The organism is Streptomyces sp. JLSY215 (assembly GCF_059682825.1).
Window position 1 is genome coordinate 2,447,612 of sequence record NZ_CM185022.1, and the last position, 16,890, is coordinate 2,464,501.

Here is a 16,890-nt window from a genome sequence, read left to right on the forward strand (position 1 = left end):
CGGGGACCTCTGCGGCGGTCGCCCAAAGGGGGGAAGCGCGGGCTCCCCCGGCGCGCGCGGGTCCGCTCCCGGACCGGTCCTGACGGCCCGTCGGACAGATCTTGGATCCTTACGAACCCTCCTTCGGGGGCCCGGTGCGGGAGTAGCCTCCGCGGTGGGGCACCTCCCGGCGCCAGCCGGCGGGTCCCGCCCGAGCTGTGCCGCTAACTGAGCCGCTACAACGCGTGGAGGAACGATGCAGGCGACTGCCACGGTGCTGGTCTACAGCGACAACGCCCACACCCGCGAGCAGGTCAGGCTGGCGGCCGGCCGGCGCCCCGCCGCCGACGCCCCGCAGGTCGAGATCCTGGAGTGCGCCACCGCCCCGGCCGTGCTGGAGGCCCTGGAGCGGGGCGGGATCGACGTCTGCGTGCTGGACGGCGAGACCGCGCCCGCGGGCGGGATGGGCGTCTGCCGGCAGATCAAGGACGAGATCTTCAACTGCCCTCCGGTGCTGCTGCTCATCGGCCGCCCGCAGGATGCCTGGCTGGCGACCTGGAGCCGCGCGGACGCCGCCGTGACCCATCCGATCGACCCGGTGGCGTTCGCGGACTCCCTCGCCTCGCTGCTGCGCCGCCGACTGCTCGTCCAGGCCTGAGCGGGCGGCCCGGGAGAGCGGGCCTGGACGGCTGCTGAGAGGCCTTCAGAGCTTCGGGCGCAGCCGGGCGTCGGCGGACGTGTCCTGCTCGCGCTCGGCCGCTCCTGTGGTGCTGGAGGCCTTGTTCTTGAGCGCGCTGCCGTCCCGCCATTCCTTCCACGGCATGTTCCAGTCGCCGAAGCCGTTGTCGAACGGCGTCATGGTGTCGCCGCCGCTGTTGATGACCTCGACGATGTCGCCGACCCGGACATGGTTGAAGAACCACTGGGCGTTGCCGGTGGACATGCCCGTGCAGCCGTGGCTGACGTTGGCGGCGCCCTGTGAGCCGACGGACCACGGGGCGGCGTGCACATATTCGCCGCTCAGGGTCACCCGGGTGGCCCAGTGGACCGGCAGGTCGTAGGAGTCCGAACTCCCGGCGGCGATGCCGACGGTGGAGGAGCGCATCCGTACGAAGCTCTCCTTGCCGAGGACGACCTTGACGCCGTTGCGGGTGGAGAAGCCGGGCTTTCCGGTGGTGACGGGAATGGTGTTGATTTCCTCACCGTTGCGCAGCACCGTCATGTGGTGTGCCGCGGCGTCGGTGATGGCCTCGATGGCGTCGCCCGTGGTGAGTTTCACAGGCTTGGCGGGGCCTCCGTAGAGCCCGCGGGTGATCTTGAGGCCGTCCAGGTTGCTGTGGACGGAGATGGTCGCGTGGGCGGGCCAGTACTCCCTGGGGCGGAAGTGCAGGGATTTGCCGTCCACCCAGTGCCAGGAGCCCTCGACGCGCGGCGAGGAGTCCACCTTCAGCGCGCTTTCGACGACGGCCCGCTGCTTGGGGTCGCTGATCTCCCTGCTGAGTACGGCGGTGACGGGCTGGCCGACGCCGTATTCGCCGGTGTCCGGGCCGAAGGTGACGCCGAGCCGGTCGCCGCTTTCGTTGTCGACGGTGTCGACGACGAGGGTCTTGCGGCCCGGGGCGCCCTTGTGGTCCTCGGTGCTGACCCGGACCGTGTAGCGGGTGCCGGCGGCCAGTGGCACGGTGGTTTTCCAGCGCTTGCCGTCGGCGCTCAGTTCGCCGCGGATGTAGCGGCCGGAGGCGTCGGTGGCGGTCACGTCCGTGATCCGCGCGGCTCCATCGGCGTCTCCCTTGACGGAGACCTCAAGCGGTTTGTCGGGATCGGCTTTCTGCTTGCCGTCCGGGGTGTTGGCCGAGATCTGGTCGGCCGCGTCGTAGGGCTTGACGGAGAGCGACTGTGACGACGAGTCCCCGCAGGCAGCGGCGCTCACCGCCAGGGGCACTATCAGGAGGCCGCAGCGCAGCACCGTCCGGGTTCGAGGTCTATTGCTCATGCCCCAAAAATATGAAGAATCACCTCTTCCGGCGCGCTGGATGACTGCAAATGGGGTGCGGTCCGGGCGCCCGACACGCCGGGACGACACGCCGACGCGCCGGCGCCCCGCCGGGAACGACAGCGGGCCCGGACACCTGATGAGGTGTCCGGGCCCGGCCCGTACGGCGCTCGGCCGTCGTTACTGCATGTCCTACTGGGTGCGGTTCTCGCCGCGGTAGTACTCGAAGACCCAGCCGAAGAGGCCGACGAGGATCACCGGGAGCGAGAAGTAGAGCAGCCACCAGCCGAAGACGACGCCCATGAAGGCGAGCGCGCCACCGACGGCCAGGGACAGCGGCTGCCAGCTGTGCGGGCTGAAGAAGCCCAGCTCACCGGCGTCGTCCGAGACCTCGGCGTTCTCGTTGTCCTGCGCACCCGCGTCGACCCGCCGGGCCGTGAAGGCCAGGTAGTAGCCGACCATGATGCACAGTCCGAAGGCGAGGAACAGCGCGGTGGTGCCCGCCGGCTCCTTCGACCAGACGCCATAGACGATCGCCATGGCGAGGACGAAGACGGAGAGCCAGATGAACATCTTGCCCTGGATCTTCACTTGCCCGCCTCCTTGCCGCCGGCGAGGGACTTGTCATCCGCAGAGCCGTGACCGTTGTGCAGCGCATCGAGGGCCGCGATCTCCGGGTGGTGCAGGTCGAACGCCGGGGATTCGGAGCGAATGCGCGGCAGGGTGAGGAAGTTGTGCCGCGGCGGCGGGCAGGAGGTCGCCCACTCCAGCGAGCGGCCGTAGCCCCACGGGTCGTCGACCTCGACCTTCTTGCCGTACTTGGCGGTCTTCCAGACGTTGTAGAAGAACGGCAGGATCGACAGGCCCAGCAGGAAGGAGCTGATGGTCGAGATGGTGTTCAGCGTGGTGAAGCCGTCGGCCGCCAGGTAGTCGGCGTACCGGCGCGGCATGCCCTCGGCGCCCAGCCAGTGCTGGACGAGGAAGGTGCCGTGGAAGCCGATGAACAGCGTCCAGAAGGTGATCTTGCCGAGGCGCTCGTCGAGCATCTTTCCGGTGAACTTCGGCCACCAGAAGTGGAAGCCGGCGAACATCGCGAAGACGACCGTGCCGAAGACGACGTAGTGGAAGTGCGCCACGACGAAGTACGAGTCGGAGACGTGGAAGTCCATCGGCGGCGAGGCCAGGATGACGCCGGTCAGACCACCGAAGGTGAAGGTGATCAGGAAGCCGATCGTCCACAGCATCGGCGTTTCGAAGGACAGCGAGCCCTTCCACATCGTGCCGATCCAGTTGAAGAACTTCACACCGGTCGGCACCGCGATCAGGAACGTCATGAAGGAGAAGAACGGCAACAGCACGCCGCCCGTCACATACATGTGGTGCGCCCAGACCGTGACCGAAAGACCGGCAATCGAAATCGTCGCCGCGATCAGACCGATGTAACCGAACATCGGCTTCCGGGAGAACACCGGAATGACCTCGGAAATGATGCCGAAGAACGGCAGGGCGATGATGTACACCTCTGGATGGCCGAAGAACCAGAAGAGGTGCTGCCAGAGCAATGCTCCGCCATTTGCCGCATCGAATACATGCGCACCGAATTTACGGTCCGCCTCCAGGGCGAACAGCGCGGCGGCCAGGACCGGGAAGGCCAGCAGGACCAGCACACCGGTCAGCAGGACGTTCCACGTGAAGATCGGCATCCGGAACATCGTCATGCCGGGTGCCCGCATGCAGATGATCGTGGTGATGAAGTTGACCGAACCGAGGATCGTGCCGAAGCCGGAGAAGGCCAGACCCATGATCCACATGTCGGCGCCGACGCCCGGCGAGCGGACCGCGTCCGACAGCGGGGAGTAGGCGAACCAGCCGAAGTCGGCCGCACCCTGCGGGGTGAGGAAGCCGGCCACCGCGATCAGCGAGCCGAAGAGGTACAGCCAGTACGCGAACATGTTCAGCCGCGGGAACGCCACGTCGGGCGCGCCGATCTGCAGCGGCATGATCCAGTTCGCGAACCCGGCGAACAGCGGCGTCGCGAACATCAGCAGCATGATCGTGCCGTGCATCGTGAAGGCCTGGTTGAACTGCTCGTTCGTCATGATCTGCTCGCCGGGGCGGGCCAGCTCGGCGCGCATCAGCAGCGCCATCAGGCCGCCGACGCAGAAGAACGCGAACGACGTGGCCAGGTACATCGTGCCGATGGTCTTGTGGTCGGTGGTCGTGAGCCACTTGACCGCGGCGATGCCCGGCTGCTTCTTGCGTACGGGCGGTGCTGCCGGAGCCGTATCGGCGGCGGCACCCTGAGGTTCGTTGAGGATGCTCACGTGTTCTTCGTCTCCGCATTCCTGGCATGATCCGTCTGCTTGATGCCCGACGGCAGGTATCCGGTCTGGCCCTTCTTCGCCAGGTCCTTCAGGTGCTCCCGGTACTTAGCCGGAGAGACGACCTTGACGTTGAAGAGCATCCGGGAGTGGTCGACGCCGCAGAGCTCGGCGCACTTGCCCATGAAGGTGCCCTCCTTGTTGGGAGTCACCTCGAAGACATTGGTGTGGCCCGGAATCACGTCCTGCTTCATCAGGAACGGCACCACCCAGAAGGAGTGGATGACGTCGCGGGACGTGAGGATGAACTGGACGGACTCGCCCTTCGGCAGCCACAGGGTCGGACCCGGGTTGCCGGTCTGCGGGTTCTTCGTGCCCGGGGTGCCCACGTCGTAGACGCCGTCGGCGCCGGCCGGAGCGGACTTCTTCCACTTGTCCGGGATGGCGGAGAGTTCAGGGGAGTTGATACCCGTGGTCGACTTGTTGCCGTCCACGTTCTCCATGTAGTTGAACGCCCAGCTCCACTGGAAGCCCACCACGTTGATGACGTGGTCCGGCTTCTTGGAAGTCTTCAGAACAGCGCTCTCATCGCGCGCGGTGAAGTAGAAAAGCACCGCAATGATGATGAACGGGACGATCGTGTACAACGCCTCGATGGGCATGTTGTAACGCGTCTGTGTGGGGACCTCCACCTTGGTCCTGCTGCGGCGGTGGAAGATCACGCTCCAGATGATCAGGCCCCAGACCAGCACGCCCGTTGCGAGGGCGGCGGCCCAGGAGCCCTGCCAAAGAGAGAGGATCCGCGGCGCCTCGTCGGTGACGGGCGTTGGCATGCCGAGGCGGGGGAAGTCCTTATATGTGCAACCAGTAGCGGTCGCCAGGACCAGGCCCGCAGCAAGCACCTGCGGCAGCTTCCGCCGCATCGGGCGCCGCGACGAGCGGTCGGAGCCGTTGGGACTCACGTAGCGCCTTCCCGAGAGTCTCGCCCGCGCGGTCGGCTGCGGCCTTACTCGCTGGTCGGTCGCCGCCCTGCGTCGGGCAGGGGTTTGGATGTTTATGCGGACCAAACCCTACTGGACGCTATTTGGGGTCGCGCGGGGAGGGTGCCCAACGCGCCGCGAGCCACCCCGATGGGGTGGGCGTGTCCTTCGCTGGCCCCCTTCCGGACCCTCGAATGCCCCGCCCCACCAGGCATCTGACGGCGTGCCGAACTCCGCCCCGGACCCGTTCCGCCGCGGGGCGGGGGAACGGTGTTCTACCGTCTCGTACGTGCCCTACTTCGACGCCGCGTCCGCCGCCCCGCTGCATCCCGTCGCCCGGGAGGCCCTGCTCGCCTCTCTGGACGAGGGGTGGGCCGACCCTGTCCGCCTCTACCGGGAGGGCCGGCGGGCCCGGCTGCTGCTGGACGCGGCGCGGGAGGCCGCGGCGGAGGCGGTGGGCTGCCGCCCCGACGAGTTGGTTTTCACCCCTTCGGGGACGCAGGCGGTACATTCCGGGATTTTCGGGGCGCTGGCCGGCCGTCGGCGTGTCGGCCGTCGTCTGGTGCACTCCGCCGTCGAGCACTCCTCCGTACTGCACGCCGCCGAGGTCCATGAGGCGGCCGGCGGCACGGCGGCGGAGGTCGGCGTGGACCGTACGGGCCGGATCGCGGCCGGGGACTTCGGCGCCGCGCTGCTGCCCGGTACCGCGCTCGCCTGCCTCCAGTCCGCCAACCACGAGGTGGGAACCGAACAGCCGGTCGAGGAGGTAGCGCAGCTCTGCCAGGAGGCGGGGGTGCCTCTCCTGGTGGACGCGGCCCAGTCGCTGGCCTGGGGGCCGGTGGCCGGGGCCTGGTCGCTGCTGGCGGCGAGCGCCCACAAGTGGGGCGGCCCGCCCGGCGTCGGTCTGCTCGCCATCCGTAAGGGCACCCGCTTCGCGCCCCAGGGCCCGCTGGACGAACGGGAGTCGGGCCGCGCGCCAGGGTTCGGCAACCTCCCGGCGATCGTGGCGGCGGCCGCCGCGCTGCGGGCGCTGCGGGTGGAAGCCGGGACCGAACGGGACGAAGCGGCCCGGCTGCGGGGCCTGGTGGAGCGGATCCGCGCCCGGGTACCGGAGCTGGTCCCCGATGTGGAGGTGGTCGGCGACCCGGACCGCCGCCTCCCGCATCTGGTCACCTTCTCCTGTCTCTATGTGGACGGAGAGACCCTGTTGCAGGAACTCGACCGGGCGGGCTTCTCGGTGTCGTCCGGATCCTCCTGTACGTCCAGCACCCTGACGCCGAGCCATGTGCTGCGCGCGATGGGTGTGCTGTCCGAGGGGAATGTCCGGGTATCGCTCCCGTACGGCACGCCCGCGGCGGAGGTGGAGCGGTTTCTGGAGGTGCTGCCCGTGACGGTGCGCTCGGTGCGGGAGCGGTGGGGGGCGCCGTCGGCCGAGGCGGTGCCGGAGGAGCCCGGGGCCGAGCCCGGGCTGGTGGTCGACGCCCTGGGCAGGCGCTGTCCGATTCCGGTCATCGAGCTGGCGAAGGTGATCGGCCAGGTGCCGGTCGGCGGCACGGTGACGGTGCTGTCCGACGACGAGGCCGCGCGGCAGGACATTCCCGCCTGGTGCGCGATGCGCGAGCAGGAGTATGTGGGAGAGGAAAACGCGGAACGCGGCGCCGCGTACGTCGTGCGGCGCCGCGTCTGAGCGGAACGGGCCGGGCTCAGGCCAGGTGGTCCTGGACCTCGGCGGCGGCCTCGTGGCCGTAGGCCTTGGTGAAGCGGTCCATGAAGTGGCTGCGGTGCAGCTCGTACTCCTGGGTGCCGACGGTCTCGATGACCAGCGTCGCCAGCATGCAGCCGACCTGTGCGGCGCGCTCGAGGCCGACGCCCCAGGCCAGGCCGGACAGGAAGCCGGCGCGGAAGGCGTCGCCGACGCCGGTCGGGTCGGCCTTGGCCTTCTCCTCGGGGACGCCGACCTCGATGGCGGGCTCGCCGACCCGCTCGATGCGGACGCCGCTGGAGCCGAGGGTGGTGACCCGGGTGCCGACCTTGGCGAGGATCTCCTCGTCGGTCCAGCCGGTCTTGGACTCGATCAGGCCCTTCTCGTACTCGTTGGAGAAGAGGTAGGTGGCGCCCTCCATGAGGGTGCGGATGTCCTCGCCGTCCATCCGGGCGATCTGCTGGGAGAAGTCGGCGGCGAAGGGGATGCCGCGGCTGCGGCACTCCTCGGTGTGCCGGATCATCGCCTCGGGGTCGTCCGCGCCGATCAGGACGAGGTCCAGCCCGCCGACCCGCTCGGCCACGTGCTGGAGCTCGATCAGCCGGGCCTCGCTCATGGCGCCGGTGTAGAAGGAGCCGATCTGGTTGTGGTCGGCGTCGGTGGTGCACACGAAGCGGGCGGTGTGCAGCACCTCGGAGATGCGCACGGAGCGGGTGTCGACGCCGTGCCGGTCGAGCCAGGCGCGGTACTCCTCGAAGTCGTTGCCCGCGGCGCCCACCAGGATCGGCTGGATGCCGAGCTGGCCCATGCCGAAGCAGATGTTGGGCGCGACGCCGCCGCGGCGGACGTCGAGCTGGTCGACGAGGAAGGAGAGGGAGACCGTATGCAGCTGGTCGGCGACCAACTGGTCGGCGAAGCGGCCGGGGAAGGTCATCAGATGGTCGGTGGCGATGGAGCCGGAGACTGCGATACGCACGGCTGGTCTGCTCCTGCGGAAGGCGGAGGGACGGGCGGACGTAGGACAACGCTACCCGGCGTAGCCCCGTACCACCCGGTCATCCCGGACGATTGGACATACAGAAACTACCCAATAGTAGGTCTTTCTTCGCGATCGGCGGCTGCGTACGGTGCCCCTATGACCAAGCCTGTGAAAGCCGTCACACCGTCCGCGGTACATTCCGCCTCCGCCACGGCCGACCCGGAGTCGCTCGCCCAGCTGCGCGGCGACTGCGCGCGGATGGCGCCGCGCTTCCGTGCCCGGCGGTCCGGTGCTCCCGTGCCCGGCAAGGCCTCCGATCTCCACGGCGTCACGGTCCCGGCGAAGTCGGCCGCGCTCGTCGACGGGATGTCCGAGTACGGCGACTGAGTGACGGCGGGCCCGGCACGACGGCCGGGCGCCCCGGGGAGGGAACCACCTTCGCCCCGGCTCCGTCCCATCGGTGTCCAGACCTCCAGGAAGCGGGTCTCCCGGTTTCCTGGAGGATGGCACGTCAGATGTTCGGCGGAGCTGAAGGAGCGATGCGGTGAACACCGAGGACACCGAGGACACCGGGGCGGCCCCGAAGAGCCCGGAGCCCGAAGCCCGCAGGCGGCCGAGCCGGCTCGTGATCGCCTCGATGGCCGCCGCGGTGCTGATCGCCGGGGGCGGCGCGGCGTACTGGGCCTCGTCGACGGCCGGAAGCAAGGAGGCCCCGGCGGGGGCCGCGGCCAAGGGCGGCCCGCCGCCGCTGGCCCTCGACGGCTACACCGGCGGCGGGATCGCGGCCGGCGAGCCCAATCCGCAGGGCGCGCACTACAAGGCGGTGGCGAAGCTGCCCGACGGGCCGGACTCGGCGCCCGTCTACCGGCCGAAGGGGCAGATCGGCAAGGCGGCCGTGGAACGGCTGGCGAAGGCGCTGGATGTGGCCGGAAAGGTCCGTTCGGAGGGCAACACCTGGAAGGTGGGCGGGCTGACGCGGGACGCCCGTAGCCCCGTGCTCCAGGTCACCAAGACCGGCTCGGGGGCGTGGACGTACTCGCAGTACGGCACCCCGGGCGGGACGAACTGCGCGCTGCCCGACAAGGGCTCCCCGTCGAGCCGCCCCGGCTGCCCCTCGTACCGCGGGGGCGGGGACGCGTCCACCGAGGACGACGGCAGCGGCAAGGGCGCGGTCTCGGCGGCGAAGGCGAAGCAGGCCGTGCGGCCGGCGCTCGCGGCGCTCGGCCAGAAGGACGCGAAGCTGGAGGCGAGCGGGCTGTCCGGCGCGGTACGGATCGTGACCGCGGACCCGGTGTTCGGCGGGCTGCCGACCTACGGCTGGCAGAGCGACCTCCAGGTCGGCCCGGACGGCCAAGTGGTCGGCGGCAGCGGCCAGTTGGCGCATCCGGTCAAGGGTGCCGACTATCCCGTGCTGAGCGCCGACAAGACCCTGGACCGGCTGAACACCGGCGACGGCCGCAAGCCGGCCGCCTGCCCCTCGACGCCCCCGGACGAGAAGAGCGGCACCCCGATCGCGCCCTGCGAGCCCTCGCCGACGAAGGGCCAGCGGCCGACCGAGGTGACCGGCGCGACCTTCGGGCTGGCGGTGCAGTACGTGGACGGCGGGCAGGCGCTGGTGCCGTCGTGGCTCTACCGGGTGCGGCAGCCGGGCGCCGATGACGGCCCGGACGCGACCTCGCTCGTCGCGCACCCCGCGGTGAACCCGAAGTACCTGGCGCACAAGGACCGGACGCCGGAGATCCCGTCCGGGAAGCCCGGCGTGATGGCGCTGGAGTCGTACGACGTGAGCGACGGGGGCCGGAAGGTGACGGTGCACTTCTGGGGCGGGGTGTGCAGCGTCTACTCGGTGAGCGCCGAGGAGTCGGGCACGACGGTGAAGACCAAGGTCGTCGGGCGGGACAAGAAGCCGCACCAGATCTGCGTGAAGATCGCCAAGGAGTTCACCAAGTCGGTGACGCTGAAGAAGCCGCTGGACGGCCGCAAGGTGATCGATGTCTCGACCGGTAAGTCGGTCCCCAAGCAGTAGGTGCTCGCCTGGGGGCGTGACACGAGGGCGGCGGCTGCCGGGCGTGGTGCCCGGCAGCCGCCGTCTCATGGCCGGTAGAGCGCCCGGGCGCGGGCGGCGTCCAGGGCCCCGGCCGCGCCGCCCCGGCCGTCCGTGCCGATCTCCAGGAAATGCTCCAGCTGCCACCGCTGCGTACTGCGGGCCTGGCGGTTCACCGTCGTGACCCACGGCGGGTAGACGCGGAAGGCACGCTTACCGCCGGTGCCGTTCCGCGAGACGATGCCCCGTTCGCAGAGCGCGTCCCGCGAGAAGACGAACTGCCCGAAGTGGTCGCCGTCCCGGGTGCTGATGACGAAGAGATCGACGGGGTCGGCGGTGTCGAAAGGCCGGATCGGCCCGCTCGCGGACCGCTGCCACACCGTCACGAACTGGCCGATCTTCGTCGGGGTGGTCCTGGCCGCGCGGAATCTGACCGAAAGTCCGTCCAGGGTGAAGGCGTACGCCGCGTATTCGGCGCTCTCCGCCTCGGGCAGCGGAGGCGAGCAGGTGAACCCGAGCGGGTCGTAGACCAGCGTCTTCGCGGCGAGCAGGTCGCCGTGGACCGGCCCTGCGCCCGGCCAGGTCCCGGCCGCGGGTGCACCGGCGGCCGCCGCTGCGCATTCGTCGTGATCTTTCACCATTGCGCCATCGTGGCATCCCCGGGCGGGCGCTTCCGACGGGGGGCGGCCGCCCGGGAACGACGAAGGCGGCGCTCCCCCACCCGGGGGCGCGCCGCCTTCGTACCCGCTACTCCGCCGCTCAGCTGAAGGAGTCGCCGCAGGCGCAGGAGCCCGTGGCGTTGGGGTTGTCGATCGTGAAGCCCTGCTTCTCGATGGTGTCGACGAAGTCGATGGAGGCACCGCCGAGGTAGGGGGCGCTCATCCGGTCGGTGACGACCTTGACGCCGTCGAAGTCCTTGACGACATCGCCGTCGAGCGAGCGCTCGTCGAAGAAGAGCTGGTAGCGCAGTCCGGAGCAGCCGCCGGGCTGGACCGCCACCCGCAGCGCGAGGTCGTCCCGGCCTTCCTGCTCCAGCAGGCTCTTGACCTTCGACGCGGCCGCGTCGGACAGGATGATGCCGTCGCTGACGGTGGTCTGCTCGTCCTGAACGCTCATCTACATCTCTCCCGGGTTGTACGGACCGCTTGCCCTCGGCTGCAACCGAAGGGCCTCCGGATCTATTCCGGCAGCGCGCAACTTGTCCTTGGTCTTCGTTCTTCATGCTCGCACATGACGGGCCGGACGCCGGTGGCTGCCTGGTCACACGGAGGGGCGGGAAGGGGAGGAATCCGCGAAGCGCAAGGGGAAGGCGGATGCGTCACATCGACACTATGGCCATCGTCAAAGTGACGTGAAGAAGCTATGATAGATAGCGTCAAATAGACGAAAAGGCCGTGCCTCAGAGCCGTCTGCAGAAAAGAGAGGGTGCGTGTCGTGACCACCGCCCAGCCCCTGGACGTCCAGCCGACCCCGCTGGCGCTGCTCCTCCTCGGCCGCGAGGCCGACCCGAAGAGCGAGCGCGGCGTGGAGTGTCCCGGCGACCTGCCGGCCCCGTCCGACCCCGACCTCGTCGAGCGCGCCCGCGCCGCCAAGGAGAAGCTCGGCGACAAGGTCTTCGTCCTGGGGCACCACTACCAGCGCGACGAGGTGATCGAGTTCGCCGATGTGACCGGCGACTCCTTCAAGCTCGCGCGGGACGCGGCCGCCCGGCCGGACGCGGAGTACATCGTCTTCTGCGGCGTCCACTTCATGGCCGAGTCGGCCGACATCCTCACGGGCGACGACCAGCAGGTCATCCTCCCCGACCTCGCCGCCGGCTGCTCCATGGCCGACATGGCGACGGCGGAGCAGGTCGCCGAGTGCTGGGACGTGCTGACGGAGGCGGGCATAGCCGACCGTACGGTCCCCGTCTCGTACATGAACTCCTCCGCCGACATCAAGGCCTTCACCGGCAAGCACGGCGGCACGATCTGCACCTCCTCCAACGCCAAGCGCGCCCTGGACTGGGCCTTCGAGCAGGGAGAGAAGGTCCTCTTCCTCCCCGACCAGCACCTGGGCCGCAACACCGCCGTCCGCGACCTGGGTATGTCGCTGGACGACTGCGTGGTCTACAACCCGCACAAGCCGAACGGCGGCCTGACCGCCGAGCAGCTGCGGGACGCGAAGATGATCCTGTGGCGCGGACACTGCTCCGTCCACGGCCGCTTCTCCCTGGACTCCGTCAACGACGTCCGCGCCCGCATCCCCGACGTGAACGTCCTCGTCCACCCCGAGTGCAAGCACGAGGTCGTGGCCGCGGCGGACTACGTCGGCTCGACGGAGTACATCATCAAGGCCCTGGAAGCCGCCCCGCGCGGCTCGAAGTGGGCGATCGGCACGGAACTGAACCTGGTCCGCCGCCTCGCCAACCGCTTCGCCGCGGAGGACAAGGAGATCGTCTTCCTCGACAAGACGGTCTGCTTCTGCTCGACCATGAACCGCATCGACCTCCCCCACCTGGTGTGGACCCTGGAGTCGCTGGCCGCCGGCAAGGTGGTCAACCGGATCGAGGTCGACCGCGAGACCGAGAGCTTCGCGAAGCTGGCGCTGGAGCGGATGCTGGCGCTGCCGTAGTCGCCGTGGGCAAGCCGACAGGCACCGCGGGGCGTCCCTCTTCGGAGGGGCGCCCCGCAGTCGTTACGGGGAGATCCGCCGAGGTGCCCGCGGTGCCCGCGGGTCGGATGTCCTTCGGTGGTTCTCCGTGCGCCGCCATCGGCCGGGTGCGGGTTTCACGTTTGCACGGCCACGGCCTTCGCGCGGCCGCCCTCGGGCCGCCGCGCGAGGGCGACGCCCAGCACCGTCCCGGTCAGCACGCCGATGCCATGGTTGTTCTCCATCAGGCACAGCACCACACCGGCGGCCGGCACGAGCACGGACAGCAGCCGCAGCCGCCGTATCCGGCCGCCGAGCGCGTAGGACGTCGCGAGCGCGCCGACCAGACCGCATATCCCCACCGAGTCACCCCCGCCGTGCACGCTCCAGCCCGCCGTGCTCACCACATGTGCCGCCACGCCGGACAGAACGAAGACCACCGGCATCCACACGGCACCCAGCCTGCGCTCGGCCACCGGCGCGACGACCGCGAGGGCCGCCAGGTTGAAAGCGAGCTGCAGCCATCCCGACGTCTGCACCAGCAGCGCGGTCACCACTCGCCACCACGGTCCATGGGGCGCCCGCTCCAGGTGGGGCAGGACACCGGGGACGACGGTCTGCACCACGGCCATCGCCGTCATCACGCCCACCAGGACGGCGGCGGCCCACGGCACCGGCCGCCGCCACAGCGCCGCGAGCAGCCGGCCGGGGCCGGCCTGCCGTCCCGCCAACTGGTCCATGACGAGCCGCGAACCGGGTACGACGACAGCGGCCGCACAGCCGTACAGGACGAGAGTGTGCAGGTTCATGCCGCAATGGTGGCGCGCGCACCCTGCCGGCCAACAGGGATCCCTGTGGTGGAACGGCCATGACATATGTCCTGGGTGGGCCCGACGCCGGGGGCCACTACGACCGGTCCCGCGGCAGGAGCCAGGCGGCCAGACCGGTCGTGACGCAGAGCGTGAGGCCCACCACCAGGAGGCTCTCGTGCATACCGGAGAGGGAGAAGCCCGCGCCGTCCCCGCCGCCCGCGAGGAGTATGCCGAACAGCGCGACGGCCAGGGCTCCACCGGTCTGGCGCAGGGCGTTGAGCAGGCCGGAGGCCGTGCCGACGCGGTGGCCGGGGACGGCGTCCATGAGCAGCGCGGTGAGCGCCGGGACGGCCAGCGCGCCGCCCATGCTGGTGGGGACGAGCAGGATCAGGACCAGCCAGAGCGGGGTGTGGGCCGTGAGCGGGAGCAGGGCGAACATCGCCAGCGCCATGATCACCTGGCCGGCCACTATGACCGTGCGGCGGCCCGCGCGTTCCGCCAGGCGCGGGGAGACCACGTTCATCAGCGTCGTGACGGCCGCCAGCGGGACGAACATCAGCCCCGCGGCCGTGCCCGTCATACCGCGCAGCTGCTGGTAGTAGAGGCCGAGGAGGAAGACGACGCCGTAGAAGCCGGCGTTCATGGCGAAGCCGACGATGAGGGGTACGGCGACCTGGCGCTGCCGCAGCATGCCGAGCGGGACCATCGGCGCGCGGTGCCGCTTCTCGGTGGCGTAGAAGGCGACGGCGGCGGCGAGCGCGACGGAGAAGGCGGCGAGGACCGGCGCGGACGTCCAGCCCGTGTGTCCGCCCTCGATGACCCCGTACGCGAGGCCGGCGAGGGCGAGGACGGCGGTGGCCTGGCCCGCCAGGTCGAGGGGGGCGGGGCGGCGCGGGGAGGCGGCGGTGCGCAGGAGGAGCGCCAGGATCACGGCGCCGACCGGGAGGTTGAGCAGGAAGACGGTGCGCCAGCCCGACGTCTGGGTGAGGACGCCGCCGAGCACCGGCCCGGCCGCCAGCGCGACGGAACCGCCCACCGTCCACAGCGCGATGGCACGGGCGCGGCGGCGCGGGTCGTCATACGCCTGCCGGATCAGCGCGAGCGAGGCGGGCATGACGACGGCCGCCGCGCCGCCCTGTACGACGCGCGCCGCGATGAGCGCGCCGATGCCGGGGGCGAGGGCGCAGCCGAGGGAGGCGAGCGTGAACAGGGCGACGCCCCAGGCGTAGGCGCGCCGCGCACCGGCCCGGTCGGCGAGGGCGCCGGCGGAGAGCATCAGGGCGGCGAACATCAGCGTGTAGGCGTCGACGACCCACTGCAGTCCGGACATCCCGGCATGGAGGGAGCTGCGGATGGCGGGCAGCGCGATGTTGACGGCGGAGACATCGATGGTGATGACGGTGAAGCCGAGGAGGGCGGCGATCAGCGCGACGGAGGAGGCCGGGGGCGCGGGCGTCGCCGGCGGCACGTCGGGGTGCGCCGCGGGTGGGGCGGGCCGTTGCCGTTGTGCTGTGGTGGGGGACGACATGGACGAGGACCTCCTGCGTTTCGGGCGGCGGGCCGCGGTCGGCACCGTCCACCGCGTCCGCGGTCCGGCGACGTGCGCCCCCTGGGACCGCGGCGGACGGGCCGTCCGCAACGGTGACCAGTCTGTTCGGCCGGCCCGCGCGATGGCAGGCCGCGGTTCTCCGGGGTGCCGCGTTCCTGGCCCTGACACGGCCCCCCAACCACGGCGGCCACCGGGGACAATGAACGGATGGCAGACGGCACGGAACTGGGCAGATACCTACGGGCGCGGCGCGCGCGGATCACCCCCGAGGAAGCGGGGCTCCCCGCGGGCACGGGAATCCGTCGCACGCCGGGGCTGCGCCGCGAGGAGTTGGCGACGCTGGCGGGGGTGAGCGTCGACTACTACACGCGACTTGAGCGCGGGCGCGAGACCAACCCGTCGCCGGCCGTGATCGACGCGCTCGGCCGTGCGCTGCGCCTGAGCGGCGACGCCCACGAGCGGCTGCACGACCTCGCCGAACTCGCCTCGGGGCGCTTCACGGAGCCGCGCCCCACCGCCGAGCACACGGTGCGCGATTCGGTGCTGCACATGCTGGAGGCGGTGCGTCCGCTGCCCGCGTACGTCGTGAGCCCGCACAGCTACATGCTGGCCGCCAACCCGGCGGGCCGGCTGCTGCTGCCCGGTTTGTGGGACTGGCCGGCGGAGCAGCGCAATGTCACGCGGTATCTGTTCCTGCACCCGGCGGGACGCGCCCTCTACCAGCCCTGGGAGGAGACCGTCGCCAAGTCGGTGGCGCATCTGCGCGCGGTCGGCGGCGCCGATCCGGACTCGCCGCAGATGGCCGCCCTGGTGGGCGAACTCCTCCTGAAGTCCCCGGACTTCGCGCGGCTGTGGGACCGCTACGACGTGCGGGAGCGCGGCGGCGGCACCAAGAACTTCGCGCATCCGAAGGTCGGCGCGATGACCCTCACGTACGAGGTCATGAAGCTGGCCCGCACGGGCGGACAGCGGCTCGTGGTCTACCAGGCCCCGCCCGGCAGCGCGGACGAGGCGGCGATGCTGCGGCTGGATCCCGCGGCGGGTGCGGGCGGGGCGCCCCGGGCTTCCGAGTAGCGCCCCCGGGACGACGCACCCGGCCCGCCCGGCACCGGACGGCGAGGCGGTCGGACACCCACGGGGCACGGCACGGCCCGGTTGTCAGAGCCGCGTGGAACACTCGCCGCCACTGTGCGGCCAAAGGGTCGAACACGCGGTACGGCAAGGGGGATTGCCTCTCATGAGCGTGACTGTTTCGTTCGTCGGCGCGACAACGGAGGAGCTGGAGCGGGCGGAGAAGGACCCGAGCGGGGCCGAGGAATACGTCGACGCCCTGGAGGGATGCGTCTACGGGCTGAACGAGTGTGACGACCCCTCGATGCGGGATCGCCCCTGTGGCGGACCGGAGAAGGCGTTCGCCGGCCTCCAGTTCCTGCTCGACAGGACGGATGTGCGTCTCGACTTCCTGATGGACGGGTTCATGGTCCTGGAGAGCGGCACCCTGTTCACGTGGTCCCCGAAGCAGATCGCGAGCGTGGCACGCCGGCTGCGGGCGACCCCGTGGGAGCAGCTGGCGGCCCACTACGCCCCGGAGCAGATGACGAAGGAGGAGGTGTACCCCAACATGTGGAGATTCGCCCCCGACGATGAGCTGGCGTGGCTCAAGAACGCCTACGAGGACATTCTCGGATTCTTCACCGAAGCGGCCGAGGGCGGATACGGGGCCTTCATGACCTTCAGCTTCTAGGGTGCGTCCGCTCGGGGACGGCCGCCTCGACCGACCTCACGGCGAGAGGGAGTTGAGCCCCCGCCGCATGCATCACGCGGCCCGCACGGGCCGCCGAACGGCGAGAGCCCCCGCGGCCGTGGGTCACGGCTGCGGGGGCTGCGGTCGGGGAGTCAG

At 70.5% G+C, this 16,890-nt stretch carries 16 protein-coding genes; 7 read left to right on the forward strand and 9 right to left on the reverse strand.

Translation table 11 applies throughout. From position 1 onward, the window contains the following. Positions 1 to 235 precede the first annotated feature (235 nt). The gene (locus AC5677_RS10965) at positions 236 to 637 is read left to right on the forward strand and encodes a hypothetical protein (RefSeq protein WP_497194832.1); all 402 of its coding nucleotides are present in this window, start codon (positions 236 to 238) and stop codon (positions 635 to 637) included. A gap of 45 nt (positions 638 to 682) precedes the next feature. Here AC5677_RS10965 and AC5677_RS10970 read toward each other — a convergent pair whose 3' ends face one another. The 4 genes from AC5677_RS10970 to ctaC all read right to left on the reverse strand — a co-directional run bounded on the left by AC5677_RS10970 (position 683) and on the right by ctaC (position 5,255). Continuing rightward, positions 683 to 1,972 carry a L,D-transpeptidase gene (locus AC5677_RS10970; RefSeq protein WP_497194833.1) on the reverse strand — a complete coding sequence of 430 codons (1,290 nt, stop codon included), beginning with the start codon at positions 1,970 to 1,972 and terminating at the stop codon, positions 683 to 685. 192 nt (positions 1,973 to 2,164) lie between these two features. After that, entirely contained in the window at positions 2,165 to 2,563 is a 399-nt protein-coding gene (locus AC5677_RS10975) for a cytochrome c oxidase subunit 4 (protein ID WP_128506350.1), read from the reverse strand. Next, positions 2,560 to 4,296, reverse strand: a complete 1,737-nt coding sequence (gene ctaD, locus AC5677_RS10980; RefSeq protein ID WP_497194834.1) for an aa3-type cytochrome oxidase subunit I — start codon at positions 4,294 to 4,296, stop codon at positions 2,560 to 2,562. Before ctaD ends, AC5677_RS10975 begins: the two co-directional genes overlap by 4 nt. Then, positions 4,293 to 5,255, reverse strand: coding sequence for an aa3-type cytochrome oxidase subunit II (ctaC, locus tag AC5677_RS10985; protein ID WP_497194835.1), 963 nt, complete (start codon positions 5,253 to 5,255; stop codon positions 4,293 to 4,295). Before ctaC ends, ctaD begins: the two co-directional genes overlap by 4 nt. 307 nt (positions 5,256 to 5,562) lie before the next feature. On the opposite strand from ctaC, the gene AC5677_RS10990 reads away from it, so the two are divergent. Beyond that, positions 5,563 to 6,960, forward strand: coding sequence for a cysteine desulfurase/sulfurtransferase TusA family protein (locus AC5677_RS10990; protein WP_497194836.1), 1,398 nt, complete (start codon positions 5,563 to 5,565; stop codon positions 6,958 to 6,960). 16 nt (positions 6,961 to 6,976) lie between these two features. On the opposite strand, the gene AC5677_RS10995 is transcribed toward AC5677_RS10990, so the two are convergent. Then, complete coding sequence (locus AC5677_RS10995; protein ID WP_497194837.1) at positions 6,977 to 7,951, reverse strand: carbohydrate kinase family protein; 975 nt, start codon at positions 7,949 to 7,951, stop codon at positions 6,977 to 6,979. A gap of 159 nt (positions 7,952 to 8,110) precedes the next feature. Between AC5677_RS10995 and AC5677_RS11000 the strand changes: the two genes are divergently transcribed. After that, entirely contained in the window at positions 8,111 to 8,341 is a 231-nt protein-coding gene (locus tag AC5677_RS11000; protein ID WP_497194838.1) for a hypothetical protein, read from the forward strand. A 157-nt stretch (positions 8,342 to 8,498) separates the two neighbouring features. Then, positions 8,499 to 9,980: a hypothetical protein gene (locus tag AC5677_RS11005; protein ID WP_497194839.1), complete on the forward strand. Its 1,482-nt coding sequence runs from the start codon at positions 8,499 to 8,501 to the stop codon at positions 9,978 to 9,980. 65 nt (positions 9,981 to 10,045) lie between these two features. Here AC5677_RS11005 and AC5677_RS11010 read toward each other — a convergent pair whose 3' ends face one another. Both AC5677_RS11010 and erpA read right to left on the reverse strand, forming a co-directional pair. Next, positions 10,046 to 10,639 carry a MepB family protein gene (locus tag AC5677_RS11010; protein WP_497194840.1) on the reverse strand — a complete coding sequence of 198 codons (594 nt, stop codon included), beginning with the start codon at positions 10,637 to 10,639 and terminating at the stop codon, positions 10,046 to 10,048. 118 nt (positions 10,640 to 10,757) lie between these two features. After that, a complete protein-coding gene (erpA, locus tag AC5677_RS11015) occupies positions 10,758 to 11,114 on the reverse strand; it encodes an iron-sulfur cluster insertion protein ErpA (RefSeq protein ID WP_490854082.1) in 357 nt (118 codons plus the stop codon). Between the two features lie 309 nt (positions 11,115 to 11,423). Here erpA and nadA point away from each other — a divergent pair, with 309 nt between their 5' ends. Continuing rightward, a complete protein-coding gene (nadA, locus tag AC5677_RS11020; RefSeq protein WP_497194841.1) occupies positions 11,424 to 12,611 on the forward strand; it encodes a quinolinate synthase NadA in 1,188 nt (395 codons plus the stop codon). 155 nt (positions 12,612 to 12,766) lie between these two features. On the opposite strand, the gene AC5677_RS11025 is transcribed toward nadA, so the two are convergent. Together AC5677_RS11025 and AC5677_RS11030 are read right to left on the reverse strand one after the other, a co-directional pair. After that, a complete protein-coding gene (locus AC5677_RS11025; protein WP_497194842.1) occupies positions 12,767 to 13,438 on the reverse strand; it encodes a rhomboid family intramembrane serine protease in 672 nt (223 codons plus the stop codon). A 97-nt stretch (positions 13,439 to 13,535) separates the two neighbouring features. Then, entirely contained in the window at positions 13,536 to 14,969 is a 1,434-nt protein-coding gene (locus AC5677_RS11030) for an MFS transporter (protein ID WP_497194843.1), read from the reverse strand. Positions 14,970 to 15,197: 228 nt separating this feature from the next. On the opposite strand from AC5677_RS11030, the gene AC5677_RS11035 reads away from it, so the two are divergent. Both AC5677_RS11035 and AC5677_RS11040 read left to right on the forward strand, forming a co-directional pair. Beyond that, a complete protein-coding gene (locus AC5677_RS11035; RefSeq protein ID WP_497194844.1) occupies positions 15,198 to 16,064 on the forward strand; it encodes a helix-turn-helix transcriptional regulator in 867 nt (288 codons plus the stop codon). Positions 16,065 to 16,227: 163 nt separating this feature from the next. After that, entirely contained in the window at positions 16,228 to 16,734 is a 507-nt protein-coding gene (locus AC5677_RS11040; protein WP_497194845.1) for a DUF1877 family protein, read from the forward strand. Positions 16,735 to 16,890: the final 156 nt, after the last annotated feature.

What these genes read in the sequence shown, in the direction of transcription:
- AC5677_RS11010 (WP_497194840.1), bottom strand. Translation starts at nt 10,639, where the DNA reads ATGGTGAAAGATCACGACGAATGCGCAGCGGCGGCCGCCGGTGCACCC.
- AC5677_RS11000 (WP_497194838.1), top strand. Translation starts at nt 8,111, where the DNA reads ATGACCAAGCCTGTGAAAGCCGTCACACCGTCCGCGGTACATTCCGCC.
- AC5677_RS11035 (WP_497194844.1), top strand. Translation starts at nt 15,198, where the DNA reads ATGGCAGACGGCACGGAACTGGGCAGATACCTACGGGCGCGGCGCGCG.
- erpA (WP_490854082.1), bottom strand. Translation starts at nt 11,114, where the DNA reads ATGAGCGTTCAGGACGAGCAGACCACCGTCAGCGACGGCATCATCCTG.
- AC5677_RS11025 (WP_497194842.1), bottom strand. Translation starts at nt 13,438, where the DNA reads ATGAACCTGCACACTCTCGTCCTGTACGGCTGTGCGGCCGCTGTCGTC.
- AC5677_RS10970 (WP_497194833.1), bottom strand. Translation starts at nt 1,972, where the DNA reads ATGAGCAATAGACCTCGAACCCGGACGGTGCTGCGCTGCGGCCTCCTG.
- AC5677_RS10965 (WP_497194832.1), top strand. Translation starts at nt 236, where the DNA reads ATGCAGGCGACTGCCACGGTGCTGGTCTACAGCGACAACGCCCACACC.
- AC5677_RS11030 (WP_497194843.1), bottom strand. Translation starts at nt 14,969, where the DNA reads ATGTCGTCCCCCACCACAGCACAACGGCAACGGCCCGCCCCACCCGCG.
- AC5677_RS11040 (WP_497194845.1), top strand. Translation starts at nt 16,228, where the DNA reads ATGAGCGTGACTGTTTCGTTCGTCGGCGCGACAACGGAGGAGCTGGAG.